At 62.0% G+C, this 26,885-nt stretch carries 17 protein-coding genes; 5 read left to right on the top strand and 12 right to left on the bottom strand.

The window, feature by feature from the left end; all coding sequences use genetic code 11:
- Positions 1–57 precede the first annotated feature (57 nt).
- The 9 genes from KTAU_RS07265 to KTAU_RS07305 all read right to left on the bottom strand — a co-directional run bounded on the left by KTAU_RS07265 (position 58) and on the right by KTAU_RS07305 (position 13,181).
- The gene (locus KTAU_RS07265) at positions 58–1,839 is read right to left on the bottom strand and encodes an NADPH-dependent assimilatory sulfite reductase hemoprotein subunit (RefSeq protein ID WP_151727756.1); all 1,782 of its coding nucleotides are present in this window, start codon (positions 1,837–1,839) and stop codon (positions 58–60) included.
- 542 nt (positions 1,840–2,381) lie between these two features.
- Complete coding sequence (locus KTAU_RS07270) at positions 2,382–4,394, bottom strand: glycoside hydrolase family 15 protein (protein WP_151727757.1); 2,013 nt, start codon at positions 4,392–4,394, stop codon at positions 2,382–2,384.
- A gap of 1,049 nt (positions 4,395–5,443) precedes the next feature.
- The gene (hemB, locus tag KTAU_RS07275) at positions 5,444–6,424 is read right to left on the bottom strand and encodes a porphobilinogen synthase (RefSeq protein WP_151727758.1); all 981 of its coding nucleotides are present in this window, start codon (positions 6,422–6,424) and stop codon (positions 5,444–5,446) included.
- 141 nt (positions 6,425–6,565) lie between these two features.
- On the bottom strand, positions 6,566–7,915 hold the full coding sequence (gene hemL / locus KTAU_RS07280) for a glutamate-1-semialdehyde 2,1-aminomutase (protein WP_151727759.1): 1,350 nt from the start codon (positions 7,913–7,915) through the stop codon (positions 6,566–6,568).
- Between the two features lie 137 nt (positions 7,916–8,052).
- Positions 8,053–8,817 (bottom strand): chlorite dismutase family protein, encoded by a 765-nt coding sequence (locus tag KTAU_RS07285; protein ID WP_151727760.1) that lies wholly within the window; start codon positions 8,815–8,817, stop codon positions 8,053–8,055.
- A gap of 146 nt (positions 8,818–8,963) precedes the next feature.
- Positions 8,964–9,881, bottom strand: a complete 918-nt coding sequence (locus tag KTAU_RS07290) for a uroporphyrinogen-III synthase (RefSeq protein WP_151727761.1) — start codon at positions 9,879–9,881, stop codon at positions 8,964–8,966.
- A 42-nt stretch (positions 9,882–9,923) separates the two neighbouring features.
- Positions 9,924–10,880, bottom strand: coding sequence for a hydroxymethylbilane synthase (gene hemC / locus KTAU_RS07295; protein ID WP_151727762.1), 957 nt, complete (start codon positions 10,878–10,880; stop codon positions 9,924–9,926).
- Positions 10,771–12,156, bottom strand: coding sequence for a glutamyl-tRNA reductase (hemA, locus tag KTAU_RS07300; protein WP_151727763.1), 1,386 nt, complete (start codon positions 12,154–12,156; stop codon positions 10,771–10,773). The genes hemC and hemA overlap by 110 nt, the downstream gene beginning before the upstream one ends.
- Positions 12,157–12,743: 587 nt before the next feature.
- Positions 12,744–13,181: an SRPBCC family protein gene (locus tag KTAU_RS07305; protein WP_151727764.1), complete on the bottom strand. Its 438-nt coding sequence runs from the start codon at positions 13,179–13,181 to the stop codon at positions 12,744–12,746.
- Between the two features lie 337 nt (positions 13,182–13,518).
- Between KTAU_RS07305 and KTAU_RS07310 the strand changes: the two genes are divergently transcribed.
- Positions 13,519–14,814 carry a hypothetical protein gene (locus tag KTAU_RS07310; protein WP_151727765.1) on the top strand — a complete coding sequence of 432 codons (1,296 nt, stop codon included), beginning with the start codon at positions 13,519–13,521 and terminating at the stop codon, positions 14,812–14,814.
- A gap of 70 nt (positions 14,815–14,884) precedes the next feature.
- On the opposite strand, the gene KTAU_RS07315 is transcribed toward KTAU_RS07310, so the two are convergent.
- Both KTAU_RS07315 and KTAU_RS07320 read right to left on the bottom strand, forming a co-directional pair.
- Positions 14,885–15,586, bottom strand: coding sequence for an HD domain-containing protein (locus tag KTAU_RS07315; protein WP_151727766.1), 702 nt, complete (start codon positions 15,584–15,586; stop codon positions 14,885–14,887).
- Between the two features lie 22 nt (positions 15,587–15,608).
- The gene (locus KTAU_RS07320) at positions 15,609–18,683 is read right to left on the bottom strand and encodes an ATP-binding protein (RefSeq protein ID WP_151727767.1); all 3,075 of its coding nucleotides are present in this window, start codon (positions 18,681–18,683) and stop codon (positions 15,609–15,611) included.
- Positions 18,684–19,440: 757 nt separating this feature from the next.
- Between KTAU_RS07320 and KTAU_RS07325 the strand changes: the two genes are divergently transcribed.
- The 3 genes from KTAU_RS07325 to KTAU_RS07335 all read left to right on the top strand — a co-directional run bounded on the left by KTAU_RS07325 (position 19,441) and on the right by KTAU_RS07335 (position 22,366).
- Entirely contained in the window at positions 19,441–20,388 is a 948-nt protein-coding gene (locus tag KTAU_RS07325; protein ID WP_151727768.1) for a DUF1464 family protein, read from the top strand.
- A 157-nt stretch (positions 20,389–20,545) separates the two neighbouring features.
- The gene (locus KTAU_RS07330; protein WP_151727769.1) at positions 20,546–20,824 is read left to right on the top strand and encodes a hypothetical protein; all 279 of its coding nucleotides are present in this window, start codon (positions 20,546–20,548) and stop codon (positions 20,822–20,824) included.
- A 504-nt stretch (positions 20,825–21,328) separates the two neighbouring features.
- A complete protein-coding gene (locus KTAU_RS07335) occupies positions 21,329–22,366 on the top strand; it encodes a carbohydrate kinase family protein (RefSeq protein WP_151727770.1) in 1,038 nt (345 codons plus the stop codon).
- A gap of 515 nt (positions 22,367–22,881) precedes the next feature.
- On the opposite strand, the gene KTAU_RS07340 is transcribed toward KTAU_RS07335, so the two are convergent.
- Positions 22,882–23,343 carry a hypothetical protein gene (locus tag KTAU_RS07340; protein WP_151727771.1) on the bottom strand — a complete coding sequence of 154 codons (462 nt, stop codon included), beginning with the start codon at positions 23,341–23,343 and terminating at the stop codon, positions 22,882–22,884.
- A 749-nt stretch (positions 23,344–24,092) separates the two neighbouring features.
- Here KTAU_RS07340 and KTAU_RS07345 point away from each other — a divergent pair.
- A complete protein-coding gene (locus KTAU_RS07345) occupies positions 24,093–26,843 on the top strand; it encodes a hypothetical protein (protein WP_151727772.1) in 2,751 nt (916 codons plus the stop codon).
- Positions 26,844–26,885: the final 42 nt, after the last annotated feature.

The raw sequence follows: 26,885 nt of genomic DNA on the forward strand, positions 1-26,885 counted from the left end.
TTCAGCCCCCATACACAGCGCGCCTGCCTCCCCTGGAAGAGCAGCAGGCGCGCACGCTCAATGCAAGCCACTCAACTGGCGTTCGTCGAGGGTCTGCGCCCGCTGACGCAGATACTCCACACCGACGCGATGGCAGTAGTCGCCGAAAGTCTCACCGGGAGTGCGTTCATCGCGCCAGAGCACCAACAGCGGGCGAATCGTGGCGGGTACCTCTCGCAAAGGTACAGAGGCAGCATAGAGCGTTGTCAGGCGCGTATTCTCCCAATCGCCGCCGACATAGATATTGTAGAGATCCTTCGAGCGGCCCACAAAGCCGATATCCCCCATATAGGGGCGGGCACAGCCATTGGGGCAGCCGCTCATACGCAGACTGAGCCGCTCACCGGCCAGACCCAGCTCCTCCATCTGGCGCCCGATCTCGCCCACCACGCCGGGCAGAACGCGCTCGGCCTCAGCCACCGCCAGACCACAGGTCGGCAAGGCTGGGCAGGCCATCGCATAGCGCTTCACTCCCAGCTTCGAGGGGTCCGTCTCGATGCCATGAGCACGCAGCAAGGCCTCCAGCGGCTCGCGCTGCTCTGCAGTCAGATCGGTCAGCAGGATATTCTGCTGTCCGGTTAAACGGATACCCGGGCGGAAAGTCTCGATCGCCTTCCGCAGACCCGTGCGCAGCTGGCAGGCATCCGTATCGCGCACGCGCCCGTTCTCCACATAGACCCCCAAAAACCAGCGTCCATCGCCCTGCTCGTGCCAGCCCAGATGATCATCAACCCCCTCCCAATGCAGCGGATGGGGATCAGCCACGGCATGGCCCAGGCGCTGCTCTAACTCAGCGCGGAACCACGCGATACCCCGCTCCTCGACCACATATTTCATGCGCGCATGTTTGCGATTCTGGCGATCGCCATAGTCGCGCTGGATCGTCACAATGGTCTCCACCACCGAGAGGGCCTCAGCCGCCGGCACAAAGCAGAGCGGCGTTCCCAGACGCGGATAGGTATCGGCCTTGCCGTGGGTCATCCCCATGCCACCGCCCACCAGGACCGTAAAGCCCGCCAGCTCGCCACCGTCGTCCAACTCGGCCACCAGTCCGATGTCTTGAGTGTAGACATCGATGCAGTTATCACCAGGGAAAGCCACACCGATCTTGAACTTGCGCGGTAAATAGGTCGGCCCGTAGATCGGCTCTACCACCTCATCGTCCGGCGTTCCCACCGTCTGGACATGCTGCCCATCGATCCAGATCTCATGATAGGCCCGGCTGCGCGGCGCCAGATGACGTGCGATTTGCCGCGCTACTTCCTGGACTTGCGCCTGGGCCCGATTGCGCGCCGGCGCCGGACAGGCCATCACGTTGCGGTTCACATCACCGCAGGCCGCCAGCGTTGAGAGCAGCGCCTCATTGATAGCGCGGATCGTCGCGCGCAGGTCGTGCTTCAAGACGCCATGCAGCTGAATGCCCTGGCGCGTCGTGAAGCGTAAGGTTCCATTGGCATAGCGGCCCGCCAGATCATCTTCGACCAGATATTGCTCGGCGGTCAATGCGCCCCCCGGAATACGCGAGCGGACCATGAATTGATAAGCCTTTTCCTCACCCGCAGCCTTACGTGCCTGACGCAGGTCACGGTTCTCCTGCTGGTAAATCCCATGAAATTTGATGAGTTGGACCTGCGCCTCGCTGAAATGCGAGCTGTCCTGAGCCAGCTCCTCGGCGATCGCCCCACGCAGATAGCGGCTCTCAGCCTTGATGCGCTCTACCTTACTGCCGCCGCCGACTCCCAGGCCCAGGAGGTTGTTGCCAGCGGAAGCAGGGGTCTGATGCTCTTGCTCGGTCGCCATACCTCAGTCCTCAACAAAGTTGACATAATGGATCAACTATAGCAACTATTAATTAACATACGATACAGAGCACTGTTTGTCAATAGGCGCACCAGAGCGACGGCGCAGGGGGCCAGAGAAGAGCGCGGCCCGAGGAGAGCTGGCGGCGATGGCAGCGAAGCCAGGTGGGACTGGATCGGACAAGACCAGGCGGGCGTCTCCCCCGAGGGCCGGGCTGGACCTGGCACGGCCCGACACAAACAACACGCGGGTCACCGAGGGAGGTCCCCAGTGACCCGCGTGCAGAGGAAGCCCATCTCCAGTACGGCGTCCTGCCGCAGCGGCAAGGAGGCAGCCTTGTCCTCCTTGCCAGCTGCCTAGCTGAGTACTGATACTGACGATACAATCGCAGAGCGAGCAGGCTGGCGAGGGAGCGGCAACGAGCGGCCAAGCAAGCGAGGGAGCCACGAAGTCAACCGACGCGGCTGGAGACCGCTGTAGCTCCCTCCTCTAGCTCTCTCTACCCTCCAGGTGTCGGGCGCCTGCCTGTCCTGGCTGAGCGCTCACTCATCGGTTTTCTTCTGCAACTGGATGGCGGCGATCACCGGCTGCGTGCAGCGATCGCGCTCAGCCAGGCGCTGTTCTGCCTTATAAAGATTATAAGCGCTATTGATAAGAGCGATATGAGTAAAGGCCTGGGGATAATTGCCCAAAGCCATGCGAGTGTGCGAATCGATCTCTTCGGAGAAGAGGCCGAGATTCCCGCCGTAGGTCAGCAGGCGTTCGAAGAGCGAGCGCGCCTCACCGAGGCGGCCCTGCATCGCCAGATTATCGATCAGCCAGCATGTACAGATCGTAAACGTGCCCTCATGGCCGGGCAGGCCATCCTCGGACAGGTAGCGGTAGACAAAGCCATGCTCGTCCGTGAGCTGCTCCATGATGCGATCGACCGTCGAGCGCATCCGAGGGTCGTCGGCGGGGATGAAGCCGATCAGCGGCAGGAGCAGATTGGAAGCATCGAGGGCCGTGCTCGCGTATGATTGGGTGAACGCACCGATCTCGGTATTATAGCCGTGGGCCAGCACATCCGCCCGAATCTGATCGCGCACGCGATACCAGCGCAGGAGATCAGCCTCCAGATGGAGCTGCTCAGCGGCGCGGATGCCGCGGTCCAGCGCGACCCAACACATGACCTTGGAATAGACATAGTGGCGAGGCTCGCCGCGCATCTCCCAGATGCCGCGGTCCGGCTCATGCCAGTGGGCGCAGACGTAGTCGACCAGCGAGCGCAGCATCTCCCACAAGGGGCCTTCCAACTTCTCGCCGTAGCGTTCGAAGCCACCGCGGCGGCGGTAGAGATGGATGCAATCCAGGATCTCGCCGAAGACATCCATCTGCTTCTGATCGGCAGCGGCGTTGCCAATGCGCACCGGGCGCGAGCCACAATAGCCCTCCAGGTGTGGTAGCTCCTGCTCCGGCAGTTCGCGCTCGCCACGGATACCGTACATCACCTGCAGATCCTCGCCATTGGAATACGACAGGCGACGCAGCCAGTAGGTAAAGGCGCGGGCTTCATCGGTAAAGCCCAGGACCAGCAGGGCATAGAGCGTAAAGGAAGCGTCGCGCAGCCAGGTAAAGCGATAATCCCAGTTGCGCACCCCCCCGATCTCCTCTGGCAGCGACGTTGTGGGCGCGGCCACCAGGGCGCCGGTAGGCGCATAGGTCATCATCTTCAGGACCAGGGCGCTGCGCCGAACCCATTCTGCATATGGGCCATCGTAGTTGATCCCCGAGATCCAGCGCCGCCAACAATGCAGCGTATGGGCCAGCTCCGCGGTAAAATCGCGCTGGAGCAGCTCCTGCTCCACCAGCTTCCGTGCCGCGCGCAGGCTGCGCCCCATGCCGATAGCAAAGATCAGCCGCTCGCCCTCACGCAGCGTGACCTGCACCACCAGAGTGGGATGGAGCTTCTCCGGCTCCTCCCCCTCGTCTGGTACGATCTCCAGGGAGAAGCCCGGCAGCCGATAGGCCCCGATGATCGCCAGCCCAATGTGCTGCTGGCCATCCGAGATCACCGCCCCCGTTGCGTTGGGCAGCAGCTCGATCTGGCTCGTCGTCGCCGCATAGTTGGGCGTCGCCTTCAGGGTCACCGTAATCGGCAGCTCTCCATGCGTGCATTCCACAATGCGCACCAGGCTATGGCACGAGCCGTCCTCATACGACCAGGTGTTGTTGTTCAAGCCGCGGTAGGGCCAGGCCTCCAGCGACTCCACCGGCATGAAGTCAGTGAGCACGATCTCGCCACCAATGCTTGTAAAGCGCGTCTGTAGCACATTGCTATCGCGAAGATAGCGCTGAACTCCAGGAATCGTGTTATCGGTCGGGGCAATCTGGAAAAAGCCGCCACGCCTCGCATCCAGCAACCGACAGAAAATGGCCGGGCTGTCAAAATCGGGCAGGCAGGCCCAGTCTACCGAACCATCCGGCGCTATCAGCACAGCTGAATGACAGTCTCCGATGACTCCATACGATCCGATGGGCTGATAAGAGCGATTTTTGGTGTTCAACCCAACCATAGCACGAATCTTCCCTTTAGTGAGCTAAACTCTTGCTTTTAACAGCTCCTTCTGAAAGAACCGGGCTTGCCGAGTCTCCTGCGGGGCTCCCAGGTTCCTTCCTGTGTGGGGCCCTTCCCCATCGAAGCCGGCTCCTTCTCCGGCCCCTTTTGTGAAGAGGACGGAGCAGAACCCTTTCTGGTAACAAGATATCAGAACAACCCTAAAAATGGGGGAAGAGCCGGTTTCCCCTCCTCTGCCTTGGCCGAGGAGAGATCGCCAGGAGAAAAAAAGATTCCCTATCCCCTTTCTTTCTAAAGACCGCTAACCCCGCTCCTTTCTGACAGCCCCACACCTTATCTGCTCCTGCTCTCTTCCTTCCCTCGCCACCTGAACTCCCTCTCTCCTTCCGGACTTCCTTCTCCATCCTTCCGGCGGTTCCGGCGGCGGTCCGTCCTCTCCAGACAGCAAGGCTGGCGTTGCCTGGTCCGGCCTCCCGTCTCCATCCCCCGTTGGACCGCCGCCCCGGCAGCGCTGGGGGCTATACCTACATGTGGTGAGAACGGAAGAAAAGCGCTGAGGTAACGACTACAAACGATTGTGCGCTGCCTTCCTTCGCTGCTCTCACTCCCGCCTGCCACTGTCTCCCACGCCGCCTATTCATTAGAAAGGAAAAACCGGTCATTTTATTTCTTCACTCTACACCTGCTTGCGGCTGCCCTCCTCCACAGCTATCCCCCAAGCCAGCCACTCCTTCTCTCGCCATCGTGCCAAAATAAAGAAAGGAGGGATGGATGGGTTTCTCATCCATCCCGCCATTACTGACCGGTACAGGCATCATTCTAATCGCATCTGAGCTTGCTGTCAAATGGTCTGGGCCACCTTTCCCCCGGTCCACCTATCGCCCGCTCCCTCGTCTTCAAGAGGCGCCCAGGAGCTGGCCACAACAGCAATCGGACAGAGATAGGACTTCCGGGGGGTATTCATTCAAGCAAGGGCGCTCGCCGCTCCCGTAGGCCGTCCTTGCTGCCTTATCTAACGTCCTGTCCTGTCTCGCCTGCCGTCCTTGCTCAACCCTCCCGCAGCCAGCGCGCTACATCGGGAGCAAAATAGGTGATGATGATGTCAGCGCCAGCTCGGCGAATGCCTGTCAAGACCTCCATGACGATGCGACGCTCTTCCAGCCATCCTTGCTGGGCCGCCGCCTTGATCATGGCATATTCGCCGCTGACATTGTAGGCCGCCAGCGGCAGATCATAATGCTCGCGCACGCGCCGGATGACGTCAAGATAGGCCAGAGCCGGCTTGACCATCACGATATCAGCCCCCTCGGCGATATCCAGCTCGACCTCGCGCAGAGCCTCGCGCGCGTTGGCCGGGTCCATTTGATAAGAGCGACGGTCACCAAATTGGGGGGCTGACTCCGCAGCCTCGCGGAAAGGACCGTAGAAGCCAGAGGCATACTTGGCTGAGTAGGCCATGATCGGCGTCTGCGCAAAGCCCCGCTCGTCGAGTAGACGTCGGATGGCGCCAACGCGCCCATCCATCATATCCGAAGGAGCCACAATATCGGCGCCGGCCTCGACATGCGAGAGAGCCATGCGCGCTAACAGCTCTAGCGATGGATCGTTCTGCACCTCGCCGCTGGCAATAACACCGCAGTGGCCGTGACTGGTATATTCGCAGAGACAAACGTCGGTCACGACCAGCAGCTCCGGCACTGCCGCCTTGATGCGCTGGATGGCCCGCTGGATGATCCCCTCGGGATGATAGGCCTGCGAGCCTTGCTCATCTTTGGTAGCCGGAATGCCAAAGAGCAAGACAGCTGGAATGCCCAAGGCCGCCACCCGCTCGGCCTCGCCCGCTACCTGCTCTAACGGCCACTGCACCACCCCTGGCATGGAAGCAATCGGACGCGGCTCACTGATGCCCTCGGCGATAAAGAGTGGGTAGATCAACTGCTCCACTGCGAGATGGGTCTCGCGCACTAGCCCGCGTAAGCGCTCCGTTCGGCGCGTGCGCCGCAGGCGTGTGACAGGAAACTGACTCATGCCATCGCGCTCCTTTCCTTCCTGCCTTTCTTGCTCTCGTCCTTCCCTTCTTCTCTTCTCGCCCTCCCCTGCGTTCGCTCCTTGGGCCTCCCCCCACCCCCCAGGTCAGCGTCAGATGTCCTACGGCCCTGCTACCCTCGTTCAGGGCTGCAAGCTGGGGTCGGGATCGCCCCCCGCCACGACCCGCAGCGCCTGGGCAATGGCGTGCAAGGTCTCCTCCAGCATGGCATCGCTGTGCGCCAGCGAGAGGAAACAGGTCTCAAACTGCGAAGGCGGGAAGTAGACGCCACGCTCCAAGAGGGCCCAGAAGAAGCGCGCATAACGCCTGGTGTCGGCTTTCCTGGCCATTGCATAGTTGAGCACCGGCTCTGCGCTGAAGAAGAGGCAGAAGAGCGAGGCAAAGCGCACCACCTGCAGCGGCAGCCCGGAGGCCTCCACCGCTGCGCGCAGGCCCTCCTCCAGCAGCGCTCCCTTGCGCTCCAGCTCCTCGTAGCAGCCGGGCTTTTGCAGCTCTTTGAGGGTCGCGATGCCCGCGGCCATAGCCAGGGGATTGCCGGAAAGAGTACCTGCCTGGTAGACCGGTCCCAGGGGAGCGACCAGCTCCATGATGGCACGCTTGCCCCCGTAGGCTCCCACCGGCAAACCGCCGCCAATGATCTTGCCAAAGCAGGTCAGATCAGGCAGAACCCCAGTGCGCGCCTGCATACCACCCAGAGCGACGCGGAAACCTGTAATTACTTCATCGAAGATCAAGACAGCCCCGTACTGGGTGGTCAGACGCCGCAGGGTCTCCAGAAAGCCAGGCTGAGGCAGCACCAGCCCCATATTGGCCGCCACCGGCTCTACGATCACCGCCGCAATCTCCTCGGGATAGCGCTGAAAGGCTTCCTCAACGGCAGCGCTGTCATTGTAGGGCAGGCTGATCGTGTGAGCCGTCGCCTCCGCCGGCACCCCGGCGCTGCCGGGCAGCCCCAGAGTGGCCACACCTGAGCCGGCCTGCACCAGCAGCAGGTCGGCATGACCATGATAGCAGCCATCAAACTTAATGACCTTGGAACGCCCCGTATAGGCGCGGGCCAGGCGCAGCGCGCTCATGGTGGCTTCCGTGCCCGAGTTAACGAAGCGCACCAGATCAATTGATGGGACGCTTTCCACTACCAGACGAGCTAGCTCATTCTCGGCCTCGGTCGGAGCCCCAAAGCTAAAGCCGCGCCGCGCCGCCCGGGTCACCGCCTCAACTACCGCAGGATGGGCATGACCCAAGATCAACGGCCCCCAGGAGCCAACGTAATCCAGATAGTGGTTGCCATCCACATCATAGAGATGGGCCCCCTCACCACGCTCGATAAAGATCGGCTCGCCTCCTACAGCGCGGAAGGCCCGAACTGGACTGTTGACCCCTCCGGGCATAAGGCTCTGAGCCTCGCGGTAGAGAGCCCGCGACCATTCTCGTCCCGCCTTTTTGCCTGACTGTTGCCGCTCCGTTTGCATCGCCAGCTCCTTCTTAGATCCATACTCACCCGTACTCATCTTGCCCCTCTATCGCTCCATTCACGCTGCCTGCAAGCCAGGGACTTCACCACCGCTCCCAACGCGCTGCGCCCAGGCCCTCAGTCAGCTCCCCGCGCTCAGGCCCCAATGTCGTCCAGGATCTCCGGCAAGGAGCGCGCAACGCAGGTGAACATGGGCGTGTCGCGCAAGGTATACTGGCTGGCCTCGCTCTCGCGCATCTCTTGTACGAGATCAAGAAAATCAGCCACGCTGTCGGATTCAAAGGCGACGACAAATTCCTGATCGTCCAACCCAAACGAGTAGGTGGTATGGATCTTGATGTTGGGATAGGCCACTCCCATGCGAATATGCTCGTCCATCATGCGCTTGCGCTCCTGCAGCGACAGAGCATACCAGGGACGCGTCTTGACAAAAGGATAGACGAAGAGATAGGGCTTGTCTTCGAGCGTAATGACCAGTCGCGGGTCATGGGCCGCCCCACGTGGGCCTTTACCCACATAAACCGAACGCTTGGTCATCGAGAGGAAGGAGCGCACTTCGGGCAAATAAGGTCCGATGGCGCTGCGGCGAATCTTGCTGCTCAACCCCTGCAGATGTCCAAGATCGTAGGTCGCCTGCCAGAGCATAAAATCGCAGTCGGAGCGCAAGCCATAGAGAGCATAGCTGCGAATCAGTGAGCACTGGGCATATTCGTCGTAAATGGCCAGCAGCTCCTCGCGGCCCGCGCGCCGCTGCTCGGCAGGCAGGCGCAGCCACTGGGGATCAAGCTTGTAAAAGACGAAGCGTACAAGCTGACGAGGCTGCTTCGGTTTGGCCCGAGCCGGTTCCTGCTCAGGCAGAGTTGTGACTGTCTGCTCAACTGTTTCCATCTGACCTGACATGGCCTTTCTCTCTTCTTAGCTTCTCTCTATCTACTCTAACACACCTTGTCTGATGTTGCTATCCGTTTCTTGTTGATTCGCTCTCTGGCTTCCTTCCAGGACAAGGCAGAGAGACGCCGCCCATTCTCCTCTCGTCAGACAGCGTTCTAAATTGCCTGTTCTTGAGGAGCCTGAGTCTGGCGTCGATAATAGGCCACAATGGCCGCGACCAGCCCCTCGATGGTAAAGGGCTGGGCTTCGACAGCCACCTGCAGGCCCAGCGCACGCGCCGTGGCGGCAGTAATGGGACCAATGCAGGCGATCGCCACTCCCTGACGGGCTAAGAGAGTACCTGGAGTGGTTCCTGCAGCTTGTTCTCCCACGGCCTGCTCCAGCCAGCGCACAAAAGAGCGTACCGTCGATGAGCTGGTAAAGGTCGCCAGCGAGAGGCGCCCAGCTTCAATCAAGGCCAGCACCTGCTGTCCGCGCGGATCATCGCCAGTCGCCGGCAGGGTGCGATAGGCTGGCACCTCCTCAACCAGCATGCCGGCCTGACGCAGCGCCTCGGCCAACACGCGCCGGGCCTCAGCAGCGCGCGCCAGCAGTACGCGCTGCCCCGCAGGGGCCACCCCCTGACGCTGGCACTCCGCCAGCAAGGCCGCGGCTACCTGCTCAGCGACATACTCCTCGGGGACCAGGACCCCCCTCAGGCCATACTCGGCCAGCGCTGCCGCTGTGGCTGGTCCAATAGCCGCCACTCGCGCCGCCCCCCTGCCCAGCAGGGAAGGCTCCAACCCCAGGGTTCGCAGGCGCTCAACACAGAAACGCACCCCGTTGACACTGGTAAAGACCAGCCAGTCATAGGGAGCGTGTCCATTCTCGCGACCAGCTGCCAGACGCTGTAAGGCCCGATCAAGCGGCGCCCAATCGTCTGGCGGCACCAGGCGGATCACAGGGAAACACAGCGTTTTTGCCCCAAGGGCCTGCAGACGGCTGCTGAGCGCCTCGGCCTGCTCCTGAGCACGCGTGACCAGGATCGTCCGCCCGCGCAGCGGCTGCCCCTGATCCTCAACGGCCCCCATCATCGCACCTCCTCTTTGCTTGTTGTAGCCTGAGCCTCTCCCAGCTCATACCGTGCTGGCAGCGCGGATCTCAGCGATAATCTCCTCGGCCCCCTGTGCCAGGGCCTGCTCGGCCAGCATCACCCCCAGCTGAGCCGCCAAGCGCGGAGCCTGCTCGGCATGCCAGGCCACGCTTCCCTGGACCCGCACCACCCGGCGTCCGTCCAGACTGATTACCAGGGCCCGCAGATGCAGACGCCCGTCGGCCAGCCAGGCATGGGCCGCGACTGGCAGGTAGCAGCCGGCTCCCAAATGGCGCATAAAAGCGCGCTCAGCGCTTGTAGCCGCCTGCACCTCCACATCGTTGAGCGGGGCTAGCAGCGGCAGCAGCTCCGAATCTGCCCGCAGCTCCAAAGCTAAGGCTCCCTGGCCAGGAGCCGGGAGCAGCATCTCTACCGGCAAGCACTCCAGGCGGTCCGCCAGCCCCTCAGAGAGACCGAGACGGCGCAGGCCCGCCGCAGCCAGCACAATCAGGTCGTAGTCGCCAGCCTCCAACTTGCGCAGGCGCGTATCGACATTGCCCCGCAAGGGCAGGATCTGCGCCTGCGGATAGAGCGCGCGCAATTGAGCTGTGCGGCGCAGACTGCAGGTCCCTATGCGCACCCCAGGCTCGGCAGGTGAGCCTAGAAAGTCGCGGCGACGCACCAGCACATCCCGCACGTCCTCGCGTGGCCCTGGCACCATCACCAGGAGGCCCTCCGGCGGCGCCGTTGGCAGATCTTTCAGGCTATGGACCGCCAGATCGACCACGCCCGCACGCAGGGCACGCTCGATCTCCGTCACAAAGATCCCATCACCACCAATCCGCGCCAGCGGGGTCTCCGTCACACGGTCCCCGTGTGTATGAATCGGTTCAATGACGATCTCCAGCTCGCGATACAGCTGCTGCAGCCTGGCGATCACTGTCTGCGTCTGCGCCAGAGCTAGCTTGCTGGCGCGTGTCCCGATCACTAGTCTGTTCATCCGTCGCCACTTCCAGATCAAAGAGATAGCGCAGCGCCTCGGCATAGACATGGCCACGCCCGGCAGCGGCGGCCTCCTTGAGGCGCGTCACCGGCTTATGGAGCACCTTATTCATCAGGCGGGTGGTCAGCTCCTGGATGGCCGCCAGCTCGCGCTCCGAGAGCGAGGGCGAGAGTTGGCGCAAGGTACGCGCCAGCTCCTGCTGACGGAGGGACTCCACGCGCTCGCGCAGCTCGACGATCGTCGCAGTCACGCTCAGCGAGCTGAGCCAGCGCGCAAAAGCCTCGACCTCCTCAGCGACGATGCGCTCAACCTGGGCCACTTCCTGCAGACGCAAACGAATGCCCTCATCGACCACCAGGCGCAGATCATCAATATTGTAGAGGTGCACCTCGGGCAGCGCTCCCACCGCCGGATCAACATCGCGCGGCAAGGCAATATCAATGATAAGCAGCGGGCGCCCCTGCCGCCGCGGCAGAACCGCCCGCATCATTTCCTCAGTGACCACCGTATGGGGGGCCGTGGTTGAAGTAATGACGACATCCGCCTCCACCAGCACCTCCGGCAGCTCGCTAAAAGGGCGGAAGGAGGCACGCTCCCCAAGCTGCTCTACCAGCTGCCGGGCATGCTCCGCGGTGCGATTCACAATGATGAGGCGGCGCGCTCCGTTGTCACACAAATTACGCGCCGCCAGCTCGCTCATCTGACCCGAGCCGACGAGTAGGACCGAGGCTTCGTTGAGACGCGGGAAGAGCTGGCGCGCCAATTGGACCGCCGCATGGCTGATCGAGACCGCCCGTCGACTGATGCCTGTTTCGCGACGTGCCCGCTTGCCTGTGACCAGCGCCGCGCGGAAGAGGGCCGAGAGCACCGGCCCGGCAAAGCTCCCTCCCTGGGCTAACTCCAGAGCATCGGCCACCTGCCCCTGAATCTGCGGCTCCCCCGGGATCAGTGAATGTAAGCCGCAGGCCACACCGAACAGGTGTCGCGCCGCCTCCAGGTCGGTATACGTGTAGCAGTGCTGCTCCAGCGACGCCCGCTCCACACCACGCTGCTCGCAGAGCACTCCGAGCAACGCCTCACGCCCACTGTGCTCCTCCTCCGAGCAGACCGCGTAGAGTTCGAAACGGTTGCAGGTTGATAGCAGCACCGCCTCCTGTGCCACCTGGCGCACCGCCCGCAAGAGCGCCGCCACCTGACGCGGCGCACAGGCTAGCTGCTCACGCAACTGAATCGGCGCCGAAGTGTGATCAACGCCTACCAGGACAATCTGCATGCTCTCCTCAACAGCTCACAGAAGAAATCTCTAAAATCTCAAATCATTGGCGGTCTATGGAGATTTTAGCGATTCTCTCTGAAGAGTCAAGGCCGAATCCCCGGATATCTTATCAGGTAATCACCGTATTTTGTCTCAGGTGGAATCTGCTAAAAAAAAGAGAGCGACCGCGTGGGCCGCTCCGCACGCCGCAGAGATCGCCAGCCCACCAGCCGCCATGCTGCCTTCGCCCGGGCCACGCTCTTCCGCTGCTGTAATAATATAGTACCACTCGGGGGCCCTGGCCGCCAGTGAGGAAGAAGCCGCTCACTGGCCAGGCCCTGGCTGGCCCCGCGCAGCATAGAAGCCGCGCCTCTTCTTCACAGACCTCACGCTCGCTCACAGCTGCCTCTCAAAATAACTACCTGAGCAGGATCAGTAGAAGAAAAGAAACCAGGCGGGCAACTGAGACCTCCGACGCCAAAAATTCTGGGTCTCTCAGGTGCCTGCCTGGTAAAAAGTAGAAGTAAGGAGAGAAACGACGTACGCTTTAGGGTATTCTCTGGCTGGAAGACAACCTGGGACAGCGGCGAAGCGGCCAGAGCCTCCTAGGCAGCCAGCACCTTTTCCAGGTTCTTGAAGAAGGTGCTGAGAGAGTTCTTGGCCACACCCTGCCCCACAGGATTGTTCGCAACGGCGATCGGGCCACTCATCTCAGCATTGGCATCGTAGGAGAGCAGGGCGCCATCCGGCTCATCGGCCAAGGTGATCTGGGCAGTGGCATCGATGGAGCCACCACGCCCCTGACGCTGCAGCTGCAGTACGAGCAGATTGGGCACCTGACGCTGGACAATGTTAAGCAGGGCCGTGTACGTCCCCTTCAGCCCCGGGACTGGCAGCGACAGCGTCACCTTCAGATGGTTCTCGTCCGCGTATTCGACAGCCTCGCAACCAGGAATACACTGCTTCAGCACCGCCGGATTCAAAATAGCTTCAAAGACACGTTGGCTAGGTGCATGAAACTTATACGTACCGTTGAACTTCATCCAGATCCATCCTTTTGCATCAGCGAAATAACTGGTATGTACGGCGTTCCTCAGTCAGCCAGTCTGCTTGAGAAGCAGCTCCTGACTACTGGGCAACGTCGGGCTTTATTCTAGCCACTCGCCAGAGCACTTTCAAGCCCGCAAGATTGAGGATACCTTATATTCCTATGCACTGAGTCCCCCCAGCCCTCTGGCCTAAATGTGCTATCTTCCCCTTCCCACCGTCTCTCTTTGTGTTATACTGCCTGAAAACGTGCTATCGAGTATCAGCGTATGTAGAGAGGCCAGATCTCTCCAGCGCCGCAATGTGTACGTGTTCGTCTGGAAGGGAAGCATCATGGTTCGGAGAGAAGAAGACATCAACATCGAGCAACAGCAGCAACAAGAGCAGCTTCACTGGCGTAGGCGAGCCGAGCGAGGCCGCAAGCGGTTGTCGGCCTCCGTCGAGGATGTGCTCGCCGAGCGTACGAGCAATGAACCCCTGGAGGAAGAGGAATCTGGGGAAGAAGAGCTGGTCCGCGCCCGCCAAGCTGATGCTCGGCCAGCCGGGCAGATTCCGCCGCGCCTGAGCCTGCAGTCGCGCGAGTTGGCGATTCCATCAGCGGCGGGCGGCGCTACGACAGAGCGGGAGTCGCTCCGGCCCGCGGCTGCTCCGGCCACTCAGGACAGCGCAGCCCACGAGTCCGACAAGGAAGAAGAGGAGAAGCTGGTAGCGAATCGTGTACTGGCTGCTTTCGCGCGGCGCGTCACCGCGTCTCTTGCCGCTTTGGGCAAGGTGCGGCAGCCGGGTCAGCGCTCGCCGGCTCCGGTCACGGCTGTGTTGCCAGCCTTGCCAGCTGGAAGCGAGGCAGGAGCGTCTTCGACCAGCGCAAACGCCAGTGCTACCACCCCCTCGGTCCCTGGAGCCGCGCCCCAGACCCCCACAGAGGAGCCGCCTAAGGCCTCTTCTCCCAATCTAGCTCTTCCACCGATCGGTAGCGCTCATGAGAGCGGGGCCAGGGCAGTCACTGGTGCAAGAGCGCCGGCGGCCTTGCCTCAGCCTCAGCCGCGCGAGATGACGCGCCCCACCTCTCAACGTCTGGCTGGACGGACAACGCGTGTGCGCCTGGAGGCAGCCCCCAAGCTCGCTAGCTCTCCCTCTGCACCGGCTGGTCCGGGCCTGACAGCGCCTCCCCAGACCACACGTCCGCTTCCCACTCCAGGTAGCGGCTATCCTCCTGCCGGCGCAGCGCTGCGCCCGGGTCCATCTGCTCCACCACCGCCACCGGAGCGCATTCTGTCGCCATCCGCTCCCGTAGCGCGCCCAGGCCGACAAGAGCAGCCAGCTCCTGCAGTGGCAAGCACTCCTCCCCTTCCCTCTTTCCGCTGGCAGATTGGGAAAAGCTGCTTTACACGCGGACAGGGCGAAGTAGCTGTGAACTGCCCGGCGGTCAGCGAGGCCAGTGTCGTGTTGGTGACCTTGACAGGGGACCCAGGGCCCGTGGTGGTGCAATACGTGTCGCTCCAGCCAGGACGGGGGTTCACGGTCCATCTGAGCGCTCCCACCCAGCGCGAGACGCCTTTTCACTATGTCGTGCTCGAAAGTGCACCGCTCAGTAGCGACGTCGAGCGCTCGCAGCCAGGCAATGGTTAGCGCCCGCACACGGCTCCCCGCTCCACGCCAGCGAAGCCACTTCCGTTCTGACCGGCCCGGCCTGCTCTGGTTAGCACTCGCCGCGCGCCTCCGCCTCCAGGCGCCGGAAGAATTCGCACATGAAGGCGTAACGCTGCCGGGCCAATTGGCGTCCTGTGACCGTGCAGAGCTTTTCAGGCAGATCTGTAAAGAGAAGGTGAAATTCTATTGAGGGGGAATAATCCGGGCAATCGCGTAGCTCGCGCACACGCAGCGGGGGAAGAGGCAATACCAGGTCCTCTGGTAGGGGGGCATAGACTCGTTGTCCGCGCCGACCAGTGATCATATATAAGCGTCCGATCCCAATGGCGCCCAGCGCATCCAGTTTATCGGCATCGTAGAGCACCTGGCCCTCCAGAGAGCGCGGTCGCCGGCCCGCAATCAGGCGATGATCGGCGATAGCCTCCTGCACTGCCGGGATCGCCTCCTGGGGAAAGCTTGTACCGCGCAGCAGCTCGGCGGCCATCTGGGCCCCAATCAGCGCGTGGTCGCCGCCCTGCCGACGCTCCCGTTCCTGGCCGATATCGTGCAGAGCCACCGCCGCCCAAATCACGGACAGCTCGCCACCCTCACGCCGCTGAATCGTCTCGGCCAGGTTCATCACCCGCAGAATATGATCCATATCGTGCGCCACATCGCTGCCTCCCTCACGCAGCATGGTCGCACGCGCCAGCTCCAGCAACCAGCCTCGCAGCTCAGCAGGCTCCGCCTGCTCTTCTTTTGCCTCTGGCACTTGCTCACTCCTGCTCCAGGCTTTAGCTTTGCAGGGCTGGGAGCGTCAGGATAAAGCGACTCCCCTCGCCAGGTACGCCACTGCTCTCTACGCGGATCGAGCCACCGTGCATGCGCAGGATCTCGGCGACAAAGTAGAGACCCAGGCCCAGGCCTCGCGCCTGGCCGGTACCGGTGTTGGGGGCACGATAGAAGCGCTCAAAGAGATGTTCCTTGGCCTCTGGCGGGATACCAATGCCGCGATCCTCTACCTCTACCTGGATCAGATTGCCGTCCGTTTGCGGACAGCGGCAGAGCGAGAGGAGCACCGGCCCACCCTGCGGGCTGTATTTTATCGCATTTTGAATGAGGTTGACAAGCACCTGGAGCAGGCGCTCGCGATCGCCACTGACCAGATAGGGGCGTCCGTTTTCATCAACACGACAGGCCAGATCATGGAGGGCCGTGGCCGTGCGATGCTGGGCTACCACCTGCTGCGCCAGCTCCTCCAGGTCTACCCGCTCGCGGTCAATGACGAGCTGCCCACGGTTGATCTGGGTGGCCTCCAGAAAGGTGTTGACGATATTGGTCAACAGACGCGTCTGCTCTTCGATCATCCCCAATTGTTCGAGCAGGCGCTCGCGCTGGCGTGGGCCGCTGCCGCGGTTGAGGGTGCGTCTGGCATACTGGGCGTTGGTCAGGATGACGGTGAGCGGCGAGCGGAACTCATGGGCAGTAATGGCCAGGAACTCATCTTTGAGGGCATTGGCCTCGCGCATCGCGGCCTCGCTGGCGCGGGCCGCGATAGCTTCCTGCTGCCAGCGAGCCTGCTCGATGGCCAGGCCGGCCAGCTGCGCTACGCCCTCGATAACCGCCATCTCCCAGATTGTAAACTCGTACTGCGGTTCGCTCTCTTCATCGCCGCCCTCGCTTTCTCCAAACGGGAGGGCCGAGGGACGCATCAGAAGCATAACGCCGAGCAAGCGCCCGCCGTGGGTGATAGGCGCCACTAAGGTTAACCAGCGGCTGGCGTTTGGGGGCAGAGCCGGCAACTGGCCACCCCGGCTATGGCTGTGGCCACGGCTAAGGCGGCGCAGGTGCAGAAACTGGCTGGGCGTGAGAATGAACGCATGGCCCGCACTCAACTGGAGAAAATAATCTTCGTAGTCCAGCAGAGCTGTGAGCAACCAGTCAAGCTGTTGAGCCTCGACCTGGCCAAGGCTCCGACGCTCACTCGCTGCTGGCAGGTTGGCCAGCAGATCATTATCGTACAGCTCCCGCTCCAGGTGGAGACGCTCACCAGGTCGGCCTTGCTCTGGGTCATAGAGCGCCACCAGCCCACGCTGGCAATCCAGAGCCTGCAGCGCCATGCTGAGCACGCTGCGCAGAATGGCCGTCACCTCGGTCAGCCCGGAGAGCGCTTCCGCCATGCGCAGCATGGTCTCCAGGGCTTGATGAATATGCTGCTCGATCCGCATCTGGGAAGTGATGTCGCGGAAGGCACTGACGACGCCAAGCTGCTGGCCGGTCGGGGCCAGGAGAGGCGCGACATTGATTTCCAGGATGCGTTCCCTCCCATCGGCGCGGCGCGTGATGAAACGTTCACCTCGCACCTGCTCGCCGCGCAGGGCGCGGGCCAGGGGAAAATCTTCGCTGTGCAGCGGCTGCCCCTGCAGCGTGTAGACCGGCTGACGACGCAGCAGCTCCTCCAGGGTGACCGTCCCTTCCAGACGCCCCCCAACGAACTCGCGCGCGGTGGCATTGGCCATCAAGAGCCGCCCCTGCATGTCGAGCACAGAGATGCCCTCGGTCATAGCATGGAAGACGGCATTGAGCGTATTAGCTCGCTCGGTTGCCAGCGAGGCGGCGCGGCGCGCCTGCTCCAGCAACTGGGTCTTTTGGACTGCCAGAGCACACTGGGCAGCGATGTCCAGGGCAAAGGTATAGTGGTCCTTGGAGGGCCGAAAGTGGGGATCACTGAAGCTGACAAAAGCCAGGCCCACACAGCGCTGACCCGATTGGCTCTGTTCATCCGTGGGCAAGGGCGAGCGTACCCCCACCATCAGCGGCGTAATCAGCGTATGCCCTAGATTCTGCGTCTGAAACCAATGCAGCTCACTGATGCCCAGGCGATCAAGCGAGACAAAGAGCGGCACGCCGCTCGTGGCCGCCTGGCGGCAGAAAGGTAGCTCGTCCAGAGAGGCCGCTATACGCCCCCGCGACGGCGTTAGGGCTTTGAGCGGCTGCTCAACGATGCTCCCCTCACGTCCCCCTGTGGAGGCCTCCTTTTGAGACTGCCCCTGCCCTTCCGCTTGCCCCTCATCCATCTCTTCGGTGGTGCAGGGCAGGTAGAGCCGCCCCTCCTCCAGGAGAAGAATCTTGCCTGTGTCAGCCCCTAAGACCTGTCGCAGCTGCTGGGTGGCAATCTCCAGGATCGTCGGCAGATCTTCGTCGGAGTTGACGGCCATCGCTACCTGATAGATAGCCTGAGATCGCTCAATCAGCTGCTCAGCCCGCCGACGTTCGCTCTCAGCCCGCTGGTAGAGACGCGCGTTATCGATCGCCACCGCCGCCTGTTGGCCGATGGCTCGCGCCAGCTGCTGTTGCTCCGCCGAGAAGCTCCCATGCTCCCCCGGGTTGTCCAGCGACATCACGCCCACCGGTCGATCTTCACGGACGAGGGCGACCAAGAGGATTGAACGGACGAGGAAGAGCTCGGCCAAAGCCCGCAGCGAGCGCTCATCGCGCAGATCGTAGACGTACAGCATCGCACGTCCGCTGAGCAGGCGGCTCATCAGCGGGTTTGTTGTGGGAATAGTACTGCGATACCAGAGCTGATCAGCGATGCGCTGACGTTTGGCATCAACAAGCTCGCGCGCCAGGTGGTAGACAACGGGGCGCAGCAGCTGGCGCTCCTCGTCATGAAGCCAGACGGCGCAGCGCCCAACCTGGCAAACCTCGGTTGTCCGCTGCACCAGCACCTGCAGCACGCGGTCCAGATCTAAAGAGGAGGCCAGCAGGCCAGCCAGCTCGCGGAGAATCTCGCTCTCACGTAAAGCGCTTAGCAAGCGCTGGTGTTCACTGTTCTGGCTAGAGGCAGGCTGTTCCTGCGATGGCATGCACACGACCTCGCATTATTTCCAGACTGACTGACAGAACCTGGTCGTCCGTTGTCACGCTGAGAGAGTGACCGCTCTGCTTCCTCGCAGGCAGGGGCTGCAGGCAGGGAAGGCGAGCAAGCAGAGGAAAAAGGCAGTTTCGCGGCAACCAGCCTTCGTGGAACCAGGCGACGGACAGGCGCACGGGTACGAGCGCTGGCTGGGCCTCGGCACAGAGCGGCTTCCGTCCACCTACCGCAGACCCTGACCTCAGTATCCTGCCACTGGGGGCACAGGCTCTAGCTTCGCCGGCCTGCCACCTGTGCCGGCACGCAAGCGTCTGAAGGCGAGACGATGGTGGCCAGGGGCCAGTCGCACAAGCCAGGCCCTGAAGCCGGCAAGCTGCCGGCTTCACGTTCATGGTACTCGTCTGCTAGTATCTTATGCTCTTATTGTCCCATCACTAAGAATATCTGTCAAGGGGCTGAAGAGCGCGGGTGAAAACTTCTGTCCCTCTCGGGAACCGTTCCCTGCACGTGTTGACGCTTGCCTCCTTTCTCTGTTGGCTTCAACCCACTGTTCCCCACTCTTGCCGCCGGCTCCAGAGACAAACGGCCCGAAGAGGATGCACGAGGGCGTCGCGGCATGCTATAATTTCAGGCAAAGACCAAACTGAGCTATGGATGGCGGAGAAGAGGGGCAAGCGAGGACGAATACGGAGTACGCCTGTCCGTGCACCGCTCTTTGGCGGAGTGGGACGTGGGAGTAGAGACTAACTATGAGCCTGAGCATTGGCATCGACTACGGTCGCAGAAGCTGGAAGCTCTGTTTGTTGGATGAGGCCCAGCCACCGGAATACCACTGTTTCGCGTCTCCCGCCGAGCTGCTGGCTAGCCTGACTCGCCTCTGTGCCCTCTTCCCCGAACCGGTGATTACGCTGGCAGCGGGCAATGGCCTGCCCCTTGAGCGGCTCGATCGCCTGGTGTCTGAGCAGATCGACGCTTTGACGGCAGGCTACGATGAGCCAGTCTTTCCCCCAAGCACGCCAGCGGCCAGCGCCGTGAGCGAGACTCTGCCGCAAACACAGGAGAGTCCTCCGCTGGTATTGGCGAGCTTCTTGGAGACGCTGCGCAGCCTGAATCTCCATAGCTATGTGCTACCCAGCCTGGCACACCTGCCCACGGTACCCGCTTATCGTCTGCTGCTGGAGCGCCTGCCCAGCAGCCCAGCAGCGGTTTGTCGCGTGGTCACGCTGCTTTATCGCCTGCGTCAGCGTGAGGCCAGCTGGCCGGAGATGCGCTTCCTGGTGCTGGAGGCCCGCAGCGCTTCCTGGCAGGTATTGGTGGTTGAGGATGGCTACCTGACTAACGGTGTCCATGGGAAACCGCAGGATCTCACCTTGCCTTTGCTGCCTCTGGCCGCAGCGCCGACCGAGGGCCTCTTCGAACAGGCCTATTGGGAGGGACTGCTGCGCGACCTGGCCGGTTTGCTGGCCATCCATCACCTGGATGAGGTGGTGATCAGTGGCCGGCGCAGCGAGACGCTGGCTACCCGCCTTGGTGAGGTCTATCAGCTCTACTATTTCCCCTATGCTCCCCAGGAACCCCACGGCTTCGAGGCCGCTCTGGGCGCCGCTTTGATTGCCTCCGGACTCCAACATCCGCGCAGCCTGGCCGCAGAAGTTGTGCAGCATCTGCAACTTTGGAGATCCGTCCCTGTTTTTTAGTAGTTTAGTAAAAAATCGACGGTATCGTTTGATCCTTCCGAGCGGCATTCGTCATATTAGAGGCAGCCAGGAAGAACCGCGGCCTGCCGTTCGCCCAGGTGCGGGACCTTGGGGTGGTCAATCTGCACAACTTCTGCCGAAAGGGTGGCACGCTGCTATGACTGACCAGTCAACGCCACAGAAGATCCTCTGGATAGTGGAATACACGCTTGGCGATAGCCAGTATCACCATTTGGAACCCATCTACGCTTCTTCGCGCGCTGAGGCAGAAGAGCAGTGCCGACAGCTGCTGACACGCCACGGCCAAAAGGTGAACCTGATCGATCTCCGTCCCTACCCCCACGGTTTCGTGGTCAAGCATGGACGCATGCCGGGCAACCTGACGAAGGGACAGGAACAGGAAACGGAAGAGGAGCCACCCCACCCACCGCCCTGAGACGCTCTATCGGCGGTAAAATGAGCAATCAGCAAGCAAGCTTTGCCTGGCGGATTCAAGACAAGCTTAGAAAGGAAGGAGAGGCCAGGCACAGGCATAGCTCGGGCATGGTTTCTCCTCCCGTGCTCTCAGCGTCTGCTTTGCCCCTACTGGGGATCAGTGCCTGACCTGCCAGGCGCTGTTGCTTCACGCGCTGCGGGAAGGTTCGCCGGGCTGGTTCAGGCTGCGGTGCCTTCCTCTCGCGCTTCCCAACTCGTGTAGATAGAGCGCCAGCCCTCTCCCCCCATAGCGCTAGCAGATCTCCTCTTGACAGCACCAGGCCCCTGCCCTAGCATACGGTCAGCAGCCTGATCTTTTCGGCGCTTGCAGCTCTCATGCAGTAGCTCGATAGCCTGATCCGGCTTCTACAGCTCAGGCCATCTGCCTGTGTTCGCCTGGTCTGAGCTGTCAGCCAGAGAGCCAGTGGCGGGCAGGTAGCGGGTGGATCACGAGCATACGACGGGTATGGAACAGGTGTATCTGGCAGTGGAATGCAAGGACTTTGATGTACTGGTAATCGGTAATCCCTGCGTAGATCTCATCTTCAGCGGCCTTCCTCACTGGCCGGCGCCCGGCAAGGAGGTCTACGCGACACGCTTCGCGATCGGTGCCGGAGCGGTCTTTAACACGGCAGCAGCGCTGAGCCGTCTTGGTCTGCGAGTAGCCCTGCTCGGCGAGCTGGGAAACGATTGTTTGAGTCGCTATCTGCTCGAAGAGATCAGGCGAGCCGGCATCTGCAGCGATCTGGTGCGGCAGCGCGAGCAGCGCATTGCTGCCTTGAGCGTGGCTCTGGTCCACGACGACGAGCGTGGTTTCGTTTCCTACGTTGAGCGCCCTTCCCCTTCCAGCCCGGCAGCTGCTCCTCTTTCCCCAAGCGCCGCCTCAGCCGGGTCTGCCAGTCGAGAGGAGGCTCCAGCACCGGCGACGGAGCTGCTGCCCCCGCTCTCGCTCCCCGAGCTGCGCGCTCTGCTTCAACGCTATCGCTGGCGAGCCGTCTTTCTCCATCTGCATCCAGCCCTGGGGCCTGCCCTGGAGCTGTTTGCCGAGCAGCGGATCGAGGTTTTTCTTGACACCGGCTGGCATCCCAGGCTACTAGGCGACCAGCGGGTGCCCGAGGTGCTTCGACGGTGCACGGTCTTTCTCCCCAATCGTCTGGAGGCGGAGGCTTTGACTGGGGCGCGCGATCCCGAGACCGCCGCCCGCCAGTTGGCTCAACTGGCCCCGCTGGTAGTGATCAAGTTAGGGGCCGAGGGTGCGCTCGCTTGCCAGGGAGAGCAGCTATGGCACTGCCCGGCCTGGCCAGTAAGCGAGGTGATTGATCCGACCGGGGCAGGAGATGCCTTTGATGCCGGCTTTATCTATGCTCTGCTCCACGGCTACTCGCTGCCCGAAGCCCTGCGCTGCGGCACCATCTGCGGCAGTCTGGCCACGACGGCCTTAACAGGAAGCGCCGCCGTCCCCGACGCCGCTGAGCTGGAACGCCTGCGGCACAGCACTCCATGAGCGACGCCTGACCCGGCCTCGGCGGCCTCGGCAGAGATGCAGCGCTGCCCGAGAAAAGCGGGAGGCCCGCGGAAATCATCCAACGGTAGAGCCCGGCACGTTGGAGTCCTTCGTTCGAAGGTCAGGGAAAGAGGCTACAGAGATCTGAGGCGATCGATGGGGCATGACGGAAGGCCCCTTGGGATAGCAGTTGATCCCTTGTGGGAATCAGGCAGCGATGGAGGGGCGTGGCCCGTGCCGAAGCTGTCCCGCTGGTCCTTGCGCCAGCGCAGGGAGGAACCAGGCCATGAGAAGAGACGTCCTCTGCCGGGCCCGCCACCGACGTTCCAGACATTCCTTCCTCTACCGGCCACACTATCTACGCTCATCTCCAGGCTCGCTCGCACCCACCACGCCTGCTCTTGAGGAGAAGGGCAACGGCGAGTAGCAGGGCCAGTCAGTTAGTCAATCAGTCAATCAGTCAGGCTGGTAAACAAGAGATGAGAAGCCCGATAGATGGCCCTGGGATCTCTTGCTCAGCGCTCTGCCGCTGGCGCCGGCGCCGAGGCAGGGGCCGAGAGAGGGGCCGGGGCACTGGCACGGCCTCGCATGGCGAGACGGGCATAGTAGCTGTGATTGGCCAGGGTCCACAGAGCCTGGAAAAAGGCCGGATCACGTTGCTCCAGCTGCCAGAGAATCGTTTGCTGAAGCTCGGGGCTGGCTTCGCAGAAGTTGCCGTCGGCGGCGAGATTGAGGTCGCGCAACACAGCGCGCAAACGGGGCAGACTCAGGGAGAGCGATGGGTAACGGAATGCCTCAGCACGGAGGTAACGCAGGAACTCGTCAATCAAATGGAGACTGGAGGGCGGGGGAAAGTCACCATCTGCTGGAATGAGGAGATCAAGGATGGTGATCAAGGTCGCGCGCTCTTCGGCGCTTAGCTCTACGACAGGTCCCTGCCGCCGGGGGAGCATAGCAGAGAGAATCAGCTCACTCATGACAGCTCCTTAGACTAAACTCAACAACCCCTGGAGGAACAACCTCTATATCCACTATAACCACGCCAGAAATGGCACCCCTGGTTCCCTCGCGTGTCGTGCTCGATCGATGGCCTGGGCCGAGCCGAGCGAGCGGCATGCCTGGCGGCATCCTTCCACGCTTGCTCTGACGTGGTCCCCGCCGGGAATGCCATGACACAATCCCGGACAGGCACAAGAAGGGGAGAGTCCTTTCTCTGCCAGAGAGAATGGTACCATAAACCGCTCCCTTGTTTCAACCAGCAATGCGATGGCCATTTTCTCCTATCCCATGAAGAAGGTAGGGCCTTGGGTTTACCATTTTGACAGGATAAGCCTGAGCACGATATTCTCTGGAGACAGAGCAAGACAGACAAGAGCAGAAGCGTAGCCAGACCAGGCGTACATAAGACAAGCGGCCAGTCCCGCCCAAAGGGGGGCAGGACCACCAGGGCGTTTAGCCTCGTTCTGCCTACCTGGCAGTCGAGTGAGCCAGCAGGGCACAAGCGCAGCCCCCGAAGAGGGTGGCCTCGCTTGTGACTTCTCCGTCTACCTGCGGCATGAGAGAAAAGAGGTGTCTGTTCAGGCATAGGCAAGCCAGAGAGAAGCGAGCGAAGGACAGGGTGCCAGCTCCGCCCGTTTGTCTTGTGTATGCAATGCAGTCCATTCCCAAGCGCACACGAAGGAACAACTGTGCGTCTGTCAACAGACCTTAGTTGGAAGGAAGACCTATGCGCTGTCCTCAATGCCACTTTGAAGGGGAACCGCTGAATGGGGGGTGTCCACGCTGTGGTTATGGCCGCCTGCCCGACAGAGGGAGCCGCCCGCTATCGTCAGGTCAGGAAAGCCGTGAGCTGGTCACCACGGTGTCGAGGCCGCTCAGTCTGGTTGCCACGCGCCCGGTGCTACGCGGCGATGTTCTACGCGAGGGACGCTATCGTATTGTCGAGGAGCTGCCCCTCCCGCGTAGCCAGTATGATCAAGGGAAGGCATGGCTGGCCAGGGATGCGCAGTCGGTGAGCCGGCTGGTGTTGATTCGCGAGGTGATCCCCACCGCCGAGAAGGCTGCCCGGCTGGAGCAAGAGTTACGCATGACCGCGCAGCGTCTGGCTGAGCTGGGCCAGCACCGCGGCTTCCCTCACCTGATTGACATGTTCAGCGAGCGCGGCTGCTACTACATTGTGCTTCAGCATCCCGAGGGGCAGAGCCTGACCCAGCTCGTCGAGCAGCAGGAGGAGCCATTGCCCGAACGTCTGGTTGCTGAGTACGGGCGACAGCTTTGCGAGTTGGTCCAGGTTCTGGCCTCGCAGGAACCACCTTTGGTCCACGGAGCTATCAGCCCGGAGACGGTGATCATCAGCCCGGATGGCCGTCAGGTCTCTTTGATTCTGATGCCACTCTTTCCTCCCCGCCTCCCCCCAGAGATGCAGGGCAAAGCTATCGCCGGCTTTTTCGCCCCCGAGCAGTTCCACGGTGTGACCGATACCCGCACCGATCTCTATGGGGTTGCGGCCACGCTCTACTATGCTCTGACGACCTACGATCCGCGCCAGCACATGGCCTTTTTCTATCCGCCAATCCGCCGGCTGAACCCCCGGGTGTCGGCTCGCATGGAGGCTGCTCTGGCGCGTGGCCTGCGCGTGGCCGCTGCTCAGCGCTATCTGCGCCCGGCCCAGATGCTGCAGGAACTGGCAGCCATTGCAGCCGCTTCGCCACGACGAGGAGGCGAGGAGGCGCTACTCTCGCCTTCGACAGAGGCGCTACCGCCAGGCCGAGCTCGGCCCCGACGTCGCTCTAGTACACGCCGCTCTACCTTAACCTTCGCCGCGGTCATGCTCCTGGTCTTTGCCTTACTGGTGGGAGGCATTATCGTGGCCGCCCAGCGTGCTCCGCAGTCAACAGGGGCCCCCAATCCCGCAGCGACCGCTACCTCCCTGGCTCAGCAGACCGCCACAGCTCAGCAGGCTCGCCAGGCAGCGGCCGCCTGGCAGCAGGAGCTGAACCATGAACAGCAGAGCTGGCAGACACGCGGCATTGCTGTCAGCGACGGACGCTTTGTGCTGGACTCCTACGCCGGGCGCAAGGACGTCGAACAAAAACAGGCCGCCGCTCGCGCCCTGCAGACGGGTGATCTGGACACTGCGGCCAGCGCCCTCAGCTCCGCCATCGCCCTCGATCCCACCGACGCGGAGGCGCTGATCTACAGCCAGAATCTGCTGATCGAGCAGAATGGCCAGCCGTTCGTGACCATCGTGGTGGGCCTGAGCTTCAACCCCAACGATCCACAATCCCTGGCGGCCACACGCTCTATGCTCCAGGGCATCTATGTGGCTCAATACGAGATCAATGAGTTCGCCTGGTTGCCTCATAATTATCAGCTGCGTATCCTGATCGCTGGCTCGCCTCCCGATAAGGCCAGTGTGACCGAAGTGGCACACGATATTGTCAATCGCGTGACGCAGGCGGATAACCTGGATCATATCATCGGGGTGGTCGGCTGGCCCTCCAGCAGCCAGACTCAGGCCGTGCGCGATCTGATCGCTTCGGCCCATCTGCCGCTGGTGTCCCAATTGGCGCCCGATGTGAATCTGGTGGGCAATCCGTATTTCTTCCGCATCAGTCCTCCCTACAACGTCCAGGGCGACGCCCTCGCCGAGTTTGCGCTGCAGCAGTTGCACGCCAACGCCATCCTGGTGATGCGCTCGCCAACAGATGCAGCCAGTACGGCGCTGGCCAATGCTTTCGAGGCTCGGGTCCAGGTGCTGAATGGTCATGTGGTCGATAGCGCGCGTGACACCTTCGTCACTCAGACGACGCCGGTGGAGGGCTATAGCACGGCTATCGCCGATGCGCTGGCCCACCAGGCCAACGTGATCTTCCTGGCCGGCACCGACGTCGATGCGGTACGCCTGGCCCATGAGATCGGTCTCCTGTCACGCGCACAGCCCGCTAATACGGCGCTGGCCAACTTGAAGGTCCTGGCCGGTCCGGCGGTCGCTACTCGCTTGCTCCTGGGCGAAGGGGACAGCGAGGACGCCTTGCTGGCACGCTCTTTCCCTGAAGATATGCAGCGGATTTATGTACTGGCCTATGCCGATCCAAGCGAGTGGAATAATGTGCCCTCCCTGGAGCAGCCGACGCTCTTTACTGACTGGGCCGGAATCTTCCAGAACCAGAAGGAGAGCGCCAATAACGCACCGCCCCCCGATCAGAACGCGATCATGACCTACGACGCGGTGCGTGTGATTGCTCGTGCGGCCTCCTATGTCAAGGGTTCGCTCAATGGCGCCAATGTGCGCGCCATGCTCGATGCCCTTGGGAACGGTCCCCTGCCAGCCTTCGATGGCGCCAGCGGGCGCATCAGTTTCGATTCGCTAGGGAACCCAAGCGATAAGGCCCTGGTGATGCTACAGGTCCACCAGGATGCAACCACCGGCGCTTCTACCTTCGCCATGATCCGCCTCTTCGGGGCCTTACATTGATCAATACCTATCCATAACGCAAATAGCGCAGGCCCTTCCGCC

The sequence above is a fragment of the Thermogemmatispora aurantia genome, assembly GCF_008974285.1.
In the GTDB taxonomy this organism is placed as follows: domain Bacteria; phylum Chloroflexota; class Ktedonobacteria; order Ktedonobacterales; family Ktedonobacteraceae; genus Thermogemmatispora; species Thermogemmatispora aurantia.

Coding starts and splice junctions, on each gene's coding strand:
- KTAU_RS07265 (WP_151727756.1), bottom strand. CDS start 1,839: ATGGCGACCGAGCAAGAGCATCAGACCCCTGCTTCCGCTGGCAACAAC.
- KTAU_RS07270 (WP_151727757.1), bottom strand. CDS start 4,394: ATGGTTGGGTTGAACACCAAAAATCGCTCTTATCAGCCCATCGGATCG.
- hemB (WP_151727758.1), bottom strand. CDS start 6,424: ATGAGTCAGTTTCCTGTCACACGCCTGCGGCGCACGCGCCGAACGGAG.
- hemL (WP_151727759.1), bottom strand. CDS start 7,915: ATGCAAACGGAGCGGCAACAGTCAGGCAAAAAGGCGGGACGAGAATGG.
- KTAU_RS07285 (WP_151727760.1), bottom strand. CDS start 8,817: ATGTCAGGTCAGATGGAAACAGTTGAGCAGACAGTCACAACTCTGCCT.
- KTAU_RS07290 (WP_151727761.1), bottom strand. CDS start 9,881: ATGATGGGGGCCGTTGAGGATCAGGGGCAGCCGCTGCGCGGGCGGACG.
- hemC (WP_151727762.1), bottom strand. CDS start 10,880: ATGAACAGACTAGTGATCGGGACACGCGCCAGCAAGCTAGCTCTGGCG.
- hemA (WP_151727763.1), bottom strand. CDS start 12,156: ATGCAGATTGTCCTGGTAGGCGTTGATCACACTTCGGCGCCGATTCAG.
- KTAU_RS07305 (WP_151727764.1), bottom strand. CDS start 13,181: ATGAAGTTCAACGGTACGTATAAGTTTCATGCACCTAGCCAACGTGTC.
- KTAU_RS07310 (WP_151727765.1), top strand. CDS start 13,519: ATGGTTCGGAGAGAAGAAGACATCAACATCGAGCAACAGCAGCAACAA.
- KTAU_RS07320 (WP_151727767.1), bottom strand. CDS start 18,683: ATGCCATCGCAGGAACAGCCTGCCTCTAGCCAGAACAGTGAACACCAG.
- KTAU_RS07325 (WP_151727768.1), top strand. CDS start 19,441: ATGAGCCTGAGCATTGGCATCGACTACGGTCGCAGAAGCTGGAAGCTC.
- KTAU_RS07330 (WP_151727769.1), top strand. CDS start 20,546: ATGACTGACCAGTCAACGCCACAGAAGATCCTCTGGATAGTGGAATAC.
- KTAU_RS07335 (WP_151727770.1), top strand. CDS start 21,329: ATGGAACAGGTGTATCTGGCAGTGGAATGCAAGGACTTTGATGTACTG.
- KTAU_RS07340 (WP_151727771.1), bottom strand. CDS start 23,343: ATGAGTGAGCTGATTCTCTCTGCTATGCTCCCCCGGCGGCAGGGACCT.
- KTAU_RS07345 (WP_151727772.1), top strand. CDS start 24,093: ATGCGCTGTCCTCAATGCCACTTTGAAGGGGAACCGCTGAATGGGGGG.